The sequence below is a fragment of the Enterococcus sp. AZ071 genome, assembly GCF_050499065.1.
Lineage (GTDB): Bacteria > Bacillota > Bacilli > Lactobacillales > Enterococcaceae > Enterococcus_A > Enterococcus_A ferrettii.
Genome location: NZ_JBIPAS010000001.1, coordinates 1,278,876 through 1,291,463, shown reverse-complemented (window position 1 = coordinate 1,291,463; position 12,588 = coordinate 1,278,876). Strand labels below are relative to the sequence as shown.

The window sequence follows — 12,588 nt, the reverse complement described above, 5'->3', positions numbered from 1 at the left end:
GATGGAACAAGCATACTTGGATCTTGGAGAAAAATTGTTAACAGAGGGTCATCAAAAAGGCGATCGCACGGGAACTGGAACTAAGAGTCTTTTCGGCTATCAAATGCGCTTTGATTTAAGTGAAGGGTTTCCGTTGTTAACTACGAAACGGGTACCTTTTGGTTTAATTAAAAGTGAATTGCTGTGGTTCATCAAAGGGGATACCAACATTCGCTATCTTTTACAGCACAACAATCATATTTGGGACGAATGGGCCTTTGAACGTTACACCCAGTCTGAAGACTACCGAGGACCAGATATGACTGACTTTGGTCATCGTGCTTTGCAGGATGAAGAATTCAATCAGCAGTATCAAGCAGAAATGAAAGCATTTTGTGAGAAAATTCTAGCAGATAAAGCTTTTGCGGAAAAATATGGAGAATTAGGAAATATTTACGGTTCACAATGGCGTCATTGGGAGACTAGAGATGGTGGTTTTATTGATCAGTTGGGAGATGTCATTCAAATGATCAAAACGAATCCCAATTCACGTCGGTTGATTATTTCAGCATGGAATCCTGAAGATGTTCCGTCAATGGCCTTGCCTCCTTGTCACACGATGTTTCAGTTTTATGTTAATGATGGTAAATTGAGTTGTCAGCTGTATCAGCGCAGTGCGGATGTCTTTTTAGGTGTTCCATTTAATATTGCCAGCTATGCGTTGTTGACTCATTTAATTGCCCATGAGACGAATTTAGAAGTAGGCGATTTTGTTCATACCTTAGGCGATGCTCATTTGTACTCCAATCATGAAAAACAAATGCAGGAACAGCTAAGCCGTACACCAAAGGCTTTTCCAACCTTACGCTTGAATCAAAAGAAGCAATCGGTTTTTGATTTTGAGATGGAAGATATCCAAATTGAAGATTACGAACCAGCACCGGCAATTAAAGCGCCGGTTGCGGTTTAGGAGAAAGCTATGTTAATTGCAATTTGGGCACAAGACAAGAATGGGTTAATTGGTAAAAATGATCACTTACCATGGCGTTTGCCAAATGACTTGCGTTTCTTTAAGGAAAAAACTGTAAACAATACGATTGTTATGGGGCGCAAGACCTTTGAAGGAATGGGTGGTCGGCCGCTTCCTAACCGTCAAACGATTGTTTTAACCCATAATACCGCATATGAGAATAATCAAGTATTGGTAATGCATTCGTTAGAAGAAGTTCTACACTACAGTCAACAAACTGAAATGATTACTTATATTGCTGGTGGGTCAGCAGTGTATCAAGATTTTTTACCTCAATGTGATTTCTTATACCGGACAACCATTGACCACGCTTTTGAAGGGGATGCTTACTTCCCTTCAATCGATTGGAATAACTGGCAGTTAATCAAACAAACCCAAGGTACGGTTGACGAAAAAAATCCTTACCCTCATGTGTTTGAAGTTTATAAGAATAACAAAGACCGGACCTAAAAGGGGTTCGGTTTTTTTCAAGATTCTTTAAAATGTGTGCTTTACCATGATTTATTTTAAGCTCTCTGCTATACTGAGATTAATTTCAAAACGATCTGGAAAGAAGGATAGGAATGTCTAGAGTTAAAATTGTTACAGACTCTTCTTGTACATTTGAAAAAAAATACCAAGAAGAATTAGATATTACAGTCATCCCATTGTCAGTGATGATTGACGATGTGGTGTATCCCGATGATGATAAATTGACGGGCGAGAAATTTATGGATATGATGGCAGCAGCCAATGCATTGCCTAAAACCAGTCAACCGCCAATTGGTTACTTTGCGGAATTATATGATGAGCTGGGAAAAGATGGCAGTCAAATTGTTTCAATCCACATGACCCAAAGCTTAAGTGGTACTGTTGAGGCTGCGCGTCAGGCGACTTTTTTGACCAATAGTGATGTAACGGTGATTGATAGTGGGTTTATTGACCAATCACTTGCCTTTCAGGTTATTCGCGCTGCTGAACTGGCTCAAACTGGAGCCAGCTTAGAAGAAGTGCTGGCAGCTGTTGAACAAGTGAAGGAAAAGAGTCGATTGTTTATCGGCATTTCTTCTTTGGACAACTTAGTTAAGGGTGGACGAGTAAGTCGTGCCACAGGTGTTTTATCTAACATGCTAAATATTCGAGTTGTCATGGAGCTGGAGGACGGGGCTTTAATTCCAGTGGTTAAGGGTCGTGGCAAGAAAACCTTTAGTAAATGGCTTGATACCTTCAAAGAAGAATTGAGCAAGTTTGCTCATGTTAAACGTATCGGGATCTCTCATACAGGTAGAACCGATTTTATTGAAGAAGCAAAAAATACTTTACAAGAAATGTTTCCTGAAATGGAAATTCCGGTTTTGCATACAAATCCAATCGTAGCCACTCATACTGGCAAAGACGCATTTGCGATTATGTACTATACCGAATAGTAAAAAAGCCTCTATCCATAGAGGCCTTTTTTATCGATAAAGAAAATAGTAGTTGGTCACTTGATTAGCCTGCTTTGGTAAGGTTAATGCTATAAGGTTTCCAAACTGATTGAGTTTGCGAAGCCTTTCTTAATTCAATGAGGAGGCGAAACATTGAAAAAATATGTCACACCACTGATTCCAATAGTGACTGCTGTACTAACCTTCGTCTGCTTGTCTTTTTTATTACCTAAGGCTGGATCACTGATAAAAGCAGAAACACGCAGTGACAATGATAACTATAAACAAACGGTTCATTTTGTGGCTTTAGGGGATTCACTGACACAAGGCGTAGGCGATGAAACCAATCGTGGTGGTTTCGTTCCGTTAGTCGCAGACAGCTTAAAAAATCAATACAATCTTTCAACGGTTCAGACTGAAAATTTTGGGATTTCCGGCGAGCGAAGCGATCAGATTCTTAAACGACTTAATAAAGATGAAGAGCTGCGACGTAGTCTGGAAAGTGCTGATATGATAACGTTGACGGTTGGCGGTAATGACCTATTACAGGCATTCCAAAAAAATATTACCGCAACCTCGGCTAAAAAATTCAATCAGTCGATTAAAAAGTATCAAAAAAATGTTGAAAAAATTCTGATTGAAACTCGAAAGTTGAATAAAAACGCACCAATCTATATTCTAGGAATATACAATCCTTACTATTTAAACTTTTCTGATATCAAAGAAATGCAAACTGTTGTAGATAACTGGAATGAAGCAACTAAAGACTTAACGGAAGAAACTAGAAATAGCTTTTTTGTGCCGGTAAATGATCTGCTTTACAAAGGGTTACCTGAAGGCAGCACGAAGAACAGTGCAACTATGAATTCGACAGCTGATTCTTCAAATGAATCCTCAACTGAGCAGACTACCGAAGGAGCAACTGTTAAGAACAATGTATTATACGATGGAGACAATTTCCATCCTAACAATCTTGGTTATCAAATAATGGCAAATGCTGTAAAAGAAGAAATGATTAAAACCAATGAATTATGGCTGTTGAAGGAGCGTAAGTAAATGAGGAAAAAAATAAACGGATGGAAGATTGCCTTTTTAGTGTTAGTCGGTATTTTAATAGGTAGCGGAATTTTCTTGACTACCCGAATCTTTTCTACTCGTGAGACCAACTTGCCGCCAAGCAGCGCTACAACGGTTCCAGAAGGCTCACCAGTATTAACCATGAACATGGACAAAAAGAAATTAAACACTGTAATGGATTATTTTTTAACTGATTTTCAAAAGGATTCAGATGTTAAGTATGAATTCTATTTAGAAAACCAAGCCCTGCTTAATGGGCAATTCAATTTTCTAGGTGCAAAAATAAACTTTTATCTTTATTTCGATCCCTATGTTATGGACAATGGAAATGTACAGTTGAAGGCAAGAGATCTTTCTATAGGGACCTTGAATTTGCCGATAAGTGAAGTGATGTCGATGATTACTCGCAGTTACAAGTTCCCGGATTGGGTGGAAGTGTCAGCGAAGGATCAAACTATTGAATTAAAATTAGATCAATTCAAAATGAAAAATGGCATGTTCATAAAAGCCGATCATATCGATTTGGTAGGCGACGACATTCAGTTTAGCTTATATTTACCAAAAGAAAAGTAACGCACTAACTTTGTTGACTCAGTATTTATTAAGAATGATGGAGTGACCTATGAGAAGAAGTTTTTATCATTATATCCTGACAGAGCGTGGGAACAATCTGAAGGATCCTAAGCAAGCCTTTGCAGCGGCTGTCAGTAAGGATATTATGTTTCCCAAACAATCGGAAGATTATCATGAAGTTGCCGATTACTTGGAATTGAATACCAACTACATTGATTCAATGGATTTGTTTGATCAGCTTTGGGAGTATTATCTCGAAAATAATCAATAAATTAACGGGAAAAGTCTGAGAGGGCTTTTCCTTTTTTTTTACTCGTGCTATGATGAAAATAAGTGAAAGGGTGTTGTGTTTTGCAGAAAAAAACAGTTTCTTTATCCTTCTATCTAGTTTCCTTATTTTGTACCATTGTACTCACAGCGGTAGTTGTTTTTTTCTTAGAAAAAACACAGTTTACCCATCAGGAATCGGTCATCAAAGTTACGCGCAGTGAATTAGATGAGGTTCAAGATCTTTATGATTTGATTAGTACAAATTATGTGGGAAAAGTAGATAAAGAAAACCTGATTAAAGGAGCCTTGTCGGGTATGACGGAATCCTTGAATGATCCGTATTCGGAATTTCTATCTGCTAAAGAAACTAAGAAGTTGGATGAAGCAGTTTCGGGAAGCTTTGAGGGAATTGGTGCTAATTTGCAGTTGAAAGATCGCTTGCCAACAATTGATCAGGTGCCAATCAAAGATTCACCAGCAGAAAAGGCTGGACTTAAATCGGGAGATATCATTTTAGAAATTGATGGGGTATCTACCCAAGGACAATCGCTGGATGAGACTGCAAGTTCAATTCGCGGCAAAAAAGGGACCGAGGTTCATTTAATGATTCAGCGAGGAACTGAGAAGTTCAGTGTCAGTATCAAACGGGGCGTTATTCCCAACGAGACCGTTCAAGGGCAAATGGACCAAGAAAATTCTGAAATTGGAGTTGTTCAATTAACGAACTTTCGTGAAACAACCGCACTCGAATTTCGAGATACTATTGAAGAATTACGCAAGGCCGGAGCAACTTCTTTTGTAATCGATATACGGCAAAACTCTGGCAGTCTGTTAACGGAAGCTGAACGTGTTGCTAGTTATTTTTTGGCAGATGGCGACACGATTGTTCAATTTGCGGACGAAAAGGAAACTGTCGGTGTAGAAAAGGCCGATAAGAAAATCGATTCCGGTTTTAAAATCAAAGAACCTGTGGTTTTTCTTGTGGACCAGGAAACGGCTGCTGGGGGAGAATTATTGACTGCTGCTATTAAAAGTAAAGATATTCCGGTTATTGGTACTCGAACTTTTGGTAAAGGAACCGTTCAAAATGTACAGCCTATTGGTGAGGAGAGCTATGTTCAGCTGACTATTTTAAAATGGTTAACACCAGAGGGGGACTGGATTAATGAAAAAGGAATTGAACCAACGATTGAGGTTGGAAAGCCTGGTTATGCTAGCTTGCCACCGTTGTCTCGCCAATCAAATTGGCGTATAGGCGATCAGGGAGAAGTTATTACTAATTTGAATGCGATGCTAAATGCTTTGGATTTTGAGACAGAAGGCGATCAATTTGATGAGAATACCCGTCAAGCCGTCATTCAAATTCAAACTGACAATAACTTACCTGCAACTGGTGCGGTGGATGTTCAAACTTCTCAGGTCATTCAAGAAAAGTTGTTTGAACTAGTTAAAGCCAACGATACTGCGTATAAACGAGCAATAGAAGTTTTATCTTAACAGCAGAGTTTTCTCTGTTGTTTTTTATTGGTAAAGTGAGGGGGTAATCCCCTATAATGGAACAAGAGGGGGAAGAGCAGGATGAAAAAAAGGCAAGACCAGCTTTGGTTAGCAATAAAGTATTTTTTGATTGCGCTCTTTCTTGGCGTAATTATTCGTGGATTCTTACTTATTCCGGTTCCCGTAACTGGGAATTCAATGAATCAAACCTTGAAACAAGGGGATATGATTGTGATGGAAAAATTTACAAAGGTCCAGAGATTTGATGTTATCGTATTTAAGAAACAAGATGGAACTACTTATATTAAGCGAGTAATTGGTCTGCCAGGCGATGCCATTCGCTATGAACAGGATCAGCTTTATGTGAATGATGAACAGGTTTCTGAAACTTTTTTAACGAATAATCAAACCCATGATCACGAAAATACTCCTTACACAACCAATTTCAATTTATATGATCTGATTGGTTTAGATCAGCTTCCGAAAAATGAATATTTCGTATTAGGAGATAATCGACGCATCTCAAAAGACAGTCGCTCCTTTGGTACTGTTGATAGCCGTGAAATTATGGGGAAAGCTAGATTGGTTTATTACCCCATAAGTGATTTGAAACTGATCCATTAATTACTTTCGCGGAAGAAAATCATTTAGGAATTTTTTTAAAGAATAAAACGATGATAAAATAATGATCGTTCTTTAATTATCTTTCGTCTCAAAAAAATCAAATTTTATGGTTCGGTGAAAAAAATTGTAGTTTTTTGTTTTCTCTTTCAAGGCTGATACAAAGCGTTATCGGTAATAGCATATTGTTATTTCAAAGACCTTTTAAGAAAAGGTCTTTTTTTATTTATTAAAATATATCTTCTTTGCAAAAATTTAATGGTTGAATTAATGGACAAAAAACATTTTTTTTAGTAAAAATATTGAATAGATATTTTATTAACAAATTTTGTCAGTTACTAGATTCAATTGTTAGTTTCAAACGCGATAATCAGAAATGTTCAGGTGGGGAAGGGTTATCGTGTAGATGCAAAAGTCCTGATACAACGACGCAAATTAATATAGAAAGTAGTGAAAATAATGCAACAAATTTTATTGTTAACCAAAAACGTATTATCCGAGGAAAGACTACAAAGAAACTTACAGGTGTTAAATTATGAGGTTTTTGGCACCTCTAGCTTTTTAGAATTAAATAGATACAGCCAAATTAATGAACAGTTTTTAGAGTACTTCCAATTTGTCATTTTAAGTAAAACAGTTTCTAATGAGGAAATATATGAGATTTTACCAACACTTAAACGTCACAAACTAACAATTATTAGAGTCTTCGAAGCAGAACCAACTGAAAAAGGAAAAGCTTTCCTTGAAGATGCAGGGATTAAACATTGGATAATTGAAGACAGTCCTTCAGAGTTATTGAGAGAAAAAATGCAACAAGCTTTGCTTTCTGATACTTATCCAACAACCCAAGGGAATAATGAGCCTGACAACGGTGTACCTTTCAATCGTCAGAAAGTTGAAATTAAACTGGCGAATGTCATTAAGCATTTGTCAAAACAAGAAACAGAGTTTTTCAAAATTATCTTTTCTGCTATGTCCCAACCTGTTACAAGAGAAGAATTGTGCGAACGCCTATGGGGGGATAAAACAACAAACTCACATTTGAGTACCTTGTCTAGCCTATCTAAAAGGATCGAACAAAAATTTAACAAGAATGGTTTTCCAGGTTCGATCGTTAAAACACAATGGGGAGACGGATACACTCTTTCTAATGAGTTTTCTGATCAAGTTGCAGCAATTCGCCGGTCTCCGGAAATTGTTACCCACTTGTTTAATGCAGCTTAATAACTTTATTTGTAGGAAGAAGGTTCTCGTCATGAGGCCTTCTTTTTCCTTTATAATGGCGAGAACACGGTAGTGAACTAAAAAAAGATGCATTTATCAAAAGATTATCACTTAAATCTTTCAGTGATATGGTAGAATATCTGAGGAAGAATCTGCCGATTGACTAATTAATATTAAAAGGAGGAAGAAGGTTCTATGACAATTCAATGGTTTCCTGGCCATATGGCAAAGGCCAGAAGAGAAGTATCTGAGAAGCTGAAATTTGTCGATATTGTTTTTGAGTTGGTTGATGCTCGTTTGCCGCACTCTTCCCGCAATCCAATGCTGGATCAAATAGTGCAGCAAAAACCGCGACTAATTTTACTAAATAAAGCTGATTTGGCTGATCCAAATCAAACAACTCGCTGGATGGAATGGTTTAAAGGGCAAGGATATGAAGTGCTGTCCCTAAATGCCAAAGATGATAAAAGCGTTAAGCAAATTGTGCCTGCTGCTAAAAAAGTTTTAGCTGATAAATTGTCTCGTGATAAAGAGCGGGGAATCAAGCCGCGAGCAATTCGTGCTATGGTATTAGGGATTCCCAATGTAGGGAAATCAACGCTGTTGAATCACTTAGCAGGGAAGAAAATTGCTAGTACTGGCAATAAACCAGGAGTAACCAAAGGTCAGCAATGGCTGCGTTTTGGATCACAATTAGAACTGTTGGATACGCCTGGGATTTTATGGCCGAAGTTTGAAGACCCCGAGGTGGGTAAACGCCTAGCTCTAACAGGTGCGATAAAAGATGATCTATTGCATTTAGACGACTTGGCAATTGATGAGTTGGGCTTTTTGCGCCGTTTCTATCCAGAACAACTGAAAGAACGTTACAAGCTCTCTGATGAGGAGATGTTTGAGGAATTGCCTGAGCTGTTAATGCTGATTGCTCATAAGAGGGGATTCAAGGATGATTATGAACGGGCTAGTGAAATGATGATTATTGAGTTGCGGCAAGGCCGGTTAGGTCGCTACACGCTAGATCGGTTTGAGGAGTACACAGAATAATGGAAAAAATGTCAATTCAGGCAGTCAAAGAACTGCTAAAGGAAATTACCGATGAGCAAGATGTGCGCTTGCTTCCTTTAAAATCAGATGAACGTAAAGGTGTTAAACTAGCGCTTAAACAATGGCAAAAGCAACAGGAAAAAGCAGCGGCACTAGTCGCTCGCTATCATGAAATGTCTGTTTTTGAGAACGAAAAGAAAGCAATGGGTTTTCAAGCGATCGCTGGAATTGATGAAGTGGGTCGCGGTCCTTTAGCTGGTCCGGTGGTGGCGGCAGCAGTTATTCTAAATGACGATCATCAAATCATTGGCTTAAACGATTCTAAGCAGCTTTCGGCAAGTAAACGTGAAGAACTGGTAAAAGAAATAAAAAAACATGCTAAAGCAATTGGGATTGGCGAAGCAAGTGCTGAAGAAATTGATCAATTGAACATTTATCAGGCTACTAAAGTCGCGATGCAGCGAGCATTAGATCAGTTGCCGCTTAAACCAGATTGTTTATTAATTGATGCGATGGTATTAGATAACGGCCTTCCTCAAGAAAAAATAATTAAGGGGGATGCTCGTTCTGTATCCATCGCAGCTGCTAGTATTATTGCAAAGGTCTATCGTGACAAGCTTATGGCAGATTACGGCAGCGAACATCCAGCCTATGGTTTTGAACAAAATGCTGGATATGGTACCAAGCAGCATTTAATGGCGATTGATAAATTTGGTGTTTTATCACTCCACCGAAAAACTTTTGCTCCAATTCGTAAAAAATAAAATGTAAATCTCTCTTTTTTGCTTATCTTAGTAGTAGGCAGTAAGAAAAGAGGGATTTTTTTAGAGAAAACTATTTTTTTGTTACATTTAAGTGTCACTAGAGGCATTGGTCCAGTCACTAAACAAAAAATTTATCAGTATGCTAAAAAGTTGGATTGTTGGCAGTTCTCATCAGCTGAACTGTTTCCGTTTACTAGGGGAAAAGGATTAGGCGACTGGGAGAATTGGACTAAAGAACGTTTGATTGAACTGAAGGAACACCATAGTTTGATCACTATAGAGGATGAGAGGTACCCGTCGCAGCTAAGACTAATACCGGTGCCGCCATTAGTTTTATTTTACAAGGGTAATTTAAAGTTGCTGGAAAGAGAGGGGCTGTCGGTTGTAGGTGCCCGAACCGCGTCGGATTATGGCTATGGGGTTCTTCGCCGTTTTATGCCAGAGTTGATGAAGCGTCAATTTGTTATCGTCAGTGGTTTGGCTAAGGGAATTGATTCCTTCGCTCATCAATTTGCTATTTCAAATCAAGGAAAAACCATAGGAGTGATTGGCACCGGATTGGATATCTGCTATCCTAAAGAAAGTGGTAATTTACAAATTGAGATGGCTAGAAATCATTTAGTGCTGAGCGAATATCCGGATGGAACTCGACCGGCCAAATTCCACTTCCCCATGCGTAACCGAATTATTGCGGGACTGGGTCAGGGTGTGTTGGTAATTGAAGCCAAGCAGAAGAGTGGGTCCTTGATTACCTCTCAGCAGGCTTTGGATTATGGGAAAGAAGTATTTGCAGTACCAGGAAGTGTATTGGATGGACGTTCTGCCGGGTGTCACCAATTGATTCAAGATGGCGCAGTTTGTGTTGAAAAAGTCCAGGACATTCTTGATTCCTTACAATTATTGAAAAAAATTTATTAGTCGGCACTTGACAAATAAAAATCGAATCGCTATGATAGGCTACGATTTGCCAGTAATTTACCTGTATATAATAGTAGAAAAAAATTTAGGGAGGCAAAAACGTTTGGCCTATAAATATTTAGTGATTGTGGAATCACCTGCAAAAGCAAAAACAATTGAAAAGTACCTTGGAAGAAATTACAAAGTAGTAGCGAGTGTTGGACATGTAAGAGATCTGCCAAAAAGCAAGATGGGAATTGATATTGAGAATAATTACGAACCTCATTACATCTCGATTCGCGGAAAAGGCGACGTCATCAAAAGCTTAAAGCAAGCCGCTAAAAAAGCTCAAAAAGTCTATCTCGCAAGTGACCCGGATAGAGAAGGGGAAGCAATCGCCTGGCATTTAGCTTACCTTTTAGGTTTGGATTTAGAAGATAAGAACCGCGTTGTGTTCAACGAAATTACAAAGGATGCTGTAAAAGCTGCCTTTAAAGAACCCCGCTCAATTGATGTTTCATTGGTGGATGCTCAACAAGCGCGTCGGGCTTTAGATCGTTTAGTAGGATATTCAATTTCGCCTATTTTGTGGCGTAAAGTGAAAAAAGGCTTGAGTGCTGGGCGTGTACAATCTATCGCCTTGAAAATTATTATCGATCGTGAACAAGAAATTCGTGAATTTATTCCCGTGGAATACTGGAGCATTGACGGAAACTTTAAAAAAGAAAAGAAAAAATTTAAGGCCAATTTCTGGGGCGTGGACGGTAAGAAGCGGAAATTACCAAATGCGGAATCTGTAAAAGAAATTACCCAACGAATTGACGGTAAGGACTATCAGGTAACTAAGGTAGAGAAAAAGGAACGAAGACGTAATCCTGCGCAATCTTTTACTACCAGTAATATGCAACAGGAAGCAGCTCGTAAGCTGAATTTTCGGACGCGTAAGACCATGATGGTTGCTCAACAACTGTATGAAGGAATTTCTTTGGGTAAACAAGGAACCGTCGGATTAATTACTTATATGCGTACAGACTCGACTCGTATTTCAGACACAGCGAAAACTGAAGCAGCAGAATTCATCGAAAACAAATATGGCAAAGAGTACTCTCAGCATACCGCCCGTAAAACAAAAAATCCTCAAGGAGCACAAGATGCCCATGAGGCGATTCGTCCAACCAGCGTAAACCGTACACCTGATGAAATGAAGAAATACCTTGATAAAGACCAGCTAAAATTGTATACCTTAATTTGGTCACGATTCGTCGCTAGCCAAATGACTGCTGCAGTTTTAGATACTATGAAGGTAACTTTAGAACAAAATGGTGTAATTTTTATCGCTAATGGTTCTAAGATTAAGTTCAAAGGGTTCATGCAGGTCTATGTTGAAGGCCGCGACGACGGCAAGGAAGACAAAGAAAACATCTTGCCAGAGCTTGCTGAAGGCGATGTAGTTCAGTCTGACAATATTGAACCTAAACAACATTTCACTCAGCCGCCAGCTCGTTTTAGTGAAGCAACATTGATTAAAACGCTAGAGGAAAACGGTGTGGGTCGTCCGTCCACTTATGCTCCAACATTGGAAACTATTCAGCGTCGTTACTATGTAAAACTGACTCAGCGTCGCTTCGAACCTACGGAGTTAGGAGAAATTGTTAATTCTCTGATTGTTGACTTTTTCCCACAAATCGTAGATGTAAACTTCACGGCAGAGATGGAAAATGGGTTGGATAAAATCGAGGAAGGCAAGGAAGAATGGGTCAAAGTCGTTGATCGTTTCTACAAACCCTTTGCTGTCGAGCTAGAAAAAGCTGAAGAAGGTATCGAGAAAATCCAAATCAAGGATGAACCTGCGGGCTTTGATTGTGATGTATGCGGACATCCAATGGTAATTAAGCTTGGCCGTTACGGTAAATTCTATGCCTGCAGCAACTTCCCAGACTGTCGCAATACTAAACCAATCATTAAAGAGATTGGAGTCGAGTGTCCGGTTTGTCATAAAGGACAGGTAGTCGAAAGAAAATCCAAGAAAAATAGATTATTCTATGGCTGTTCTCGTTACCCAGATTGTGATTTCACGTCTTGGGACAAACCAGTCGGCCGCAATTGTCCTAAGTGTGACAATTATTTGGTTGAGAAAAAGGTTAAAGGCGGCAAGCAGGTAGTCTGCATGAATGGAGATTATGAAGAAGCTGTTCAAAAATAGTGT

Annotated in this window: 13 protein-coding genes; all 13 read left to right on the top strand. The window is 38.9% G+C overall.

Annotated elements, in window-relative coordinates; genetic code table 11:
• Window position 1 precedes the first annotated feature (1 nt).
• The 13 genes from IGI49_RS06385 (at window position 2) to topA (ending at window position 12,585) form a co-directional block, all read left to right on the top strand.
• A complete protein-coding gene (locus IGI49_RS06385; RefSeq protein WP_429963842.1) occupies window positions 2-949 on the top strand; it encodes a thymidylate synthase in 948 nt (315 codons plus the stop codon).
• 9 nt (window positions 950-958) lie between these two features.
• Window positions 959-1,459 carry a dihydrofolate reductase gene (locus IGI49_RS06380; RefSeq protein WP_429963841.1) on the top strand — a complete coding sequence of 167 codons (501 nt, stop codon included), beginning with the start codon at window positions 959-961 and terminating at the stop codon, window positions 1,457-1,459.
• A 113-nt stretch (window positions 1,460-1,572) separates the two neighbouring features.
• Window positions 1,573-2,415 (top strand): DegV family protein, encoded by an 843-nt coding sequence (locus IGI49_RS06375; protein ID WP_207705165.1) that lies wholly within the window; start codon window positions 1,573-1,575, stop codon window positions 2,413-2,415.
• A 153-nt stretch (window positions 2,416-2,568) separates the two neighbouring features.
• Window positions 2,569-3,471 carry an SGNH/GDSL hydrolase family protein gene (locus IGI49_RS06370; RefSeq protein ID WP_429963840.1) on the top strand — a complete coding sequence of 301 codons (903 nt, stop codon included), beginning with the start codon at window positions 2,569-2,571 and terminating at the stop codon, window positions 3,469-3,471.
• Complete coding sequence (locus IGI49_RS06365) at window positions 3,472-4,065, top strand: YpmS family protein (protein ID WP_429963839.1); 594 nt, start codon at window positions 3,472-3,474, stop codon at window positions 4,063-4,065.
• Window positions 4,066-4,114: 49 nt separating this feature from the next.
• Window positions 4,115-4,336: a YozE family protein gene (locus IGI49_RS06360; protein WP_207705162.1), complete on the top strand. Its 222-nt coding sequence runs from the start codon at window positions 4,115-4,117 to the stop codon at window positions 4,334-4,336.
• A gap of 80 nt (window positions 4,337-4,416) precedes the next feature.
• Window positions 4,417-5,832 carry a S41 family peptidase gene (locus tag IGI49_RS06355; RefSeq protein WP_429963838.1) on the top strand — a complete coding sequence of 472 codons (1,416 nt, stop codon included), beginning with the start codon at window positions 4,417-4,419 and terminating at the stop codon, window positions 5,830-5,832.
• Between the two features lie 81 nt (window positions 5,833-5,913).
• Entirely contained in the window at window positions 5,914-6,456 is a 543-nt protein-coding gene (gene lepB, locus IGI49_RS06350; protein WP_429963837.1) for a signal peptidase I, read from the top strand.
• A 456-nt stretch (window positions 6,457-6,912) separates the two neighbouring features.
• A complete protein-coding gene (locus IGI49_RS06345) occupies window positions 6,913-7,677 on the top strand; it encodes a helix-turn-helix domain-containing protein (protein ID WP_429963836.1) in 765 nt (254 codons plus the stop codon).
• A 195-nt stretch (window positions 7,678-7,872) separates the two neighbouring features.
• The gene (gene ylqF, locus IGI49_RS06340; RefSeq protein WP_429963835.1) at window positions 7,873-8,721 is read left to right on the top strand and encodes a ribosome biogenesis GTPase YlqF; all 849 of its coding nucleotides are present in this window, start codon (window positions 7,873-7,875) and stop codon (window positions 8,719-8,721) included.
• Window positions 8,721-9,485 (top strand): ribonuclease HII, encoded by a 765-nt coding sequence (locus tag IGI49_RS06335; protein WP_429963834.1) that lies wholly within the window; start codon window positions 8,721-8,723, stop codon window positions 9,483-9,485. Before ylqF ends, IGI49_RS06335 begins: the two co-directional genes overlap by 1 nt.
• A 78-nt stretch (window positions 9,486-9,563) precedes the next feature.
• Entirely contained in the window at window positions 9,564-10,403 is an 840-nt protein-coding gene (gene dprA, locus IGI49_RS06330) for a DNA-processing protein DprA (protein ID WP_429963833.1), read from the top strand.
• Between the two features lie 103 nt (window positions 10,404-10,506).
• Complete coding sequence (topA, locus tag IGI49_RS06325) at window positions 10,507-12,585, top strand: type I DNA topoisomerase (protein WP_429963832.1); 2,079 nt, start codon at window positions 10,507-10,509, stop codon at window positions 12,583-12,585.
• The last annotated feature ends 3 nt before the right edge of the window (window positions 12,586-12,588 follow it).

What these genes read in the sequence shown, in the direction of transcription:
- IGI49_RS06385 (WP_429963842.1), top strand. Translation starts at nt 2, where the DNA reads ATGGAACAAGCATACTTGGATCTTGGAGAAAAATTGTTAACAGAGGGT.
- ylqF (WP_429963835.1), top strand. Translation starts at nt 7,873, where the DNA reads ATGACAATTCAATGGTTTCCTGGCCATATGGCAAAGGCCAGAAGAGAA.
- IGI49_RS06375 (WP_207705165.1), top strand. Translation starts at nt 1,573, where the DNA reads ATGTCTAGAGTTAAAATTGTTACAGACTCTTCTTGTACATTTGAAAAA.
- IGI49_RS06365 (WP_429963839.1), top strand. Translation starts at nt 3,472, where the DNA reads ATGAGGAAAAAAATAAACGGATGGAAGATTGCCTTTTTAGTGTTAGTC.
- IGI49_RS06345 (WP_429963836.1), top strand. Translation starts at nt 6,913, where the DNA reads ATGCAACAAATTTTATTGTTAACCAAAAACGTATTATCCGAGGAAAGA.
- IGI49_RS06380 (WP_429963841.1), top strand. Translation starts at nt 959, where the DNA reads ATGTTAATTGCAATTTGGGCACAAGACAAGAATGGGTTAATTGGTAAA.
- IGI49_RS06360 (WP_207705162.1), top strand. Translation starts at nt 4,115, where the DNA reads ATGAGAAGAAGTTTTTATCATTATATCCTGACAGAGCGTGGGAACAAT.
- lepB (WP_429963837.1), top strand. Translation starts at nt 5,914, where the DNA reads ATGAAAAAAAGGCAAGACCAGCTTTGGTTAGCAATAAAGTATTTTTTG.
- IGI49_RS06335 (WP_429963834.1), top strand. Translation starts at nt 8,721, where the DNA reads ATGGAAAAAATGTCAATTCAGGCAGTCAAAGAACTGCTAAAGGAAATT.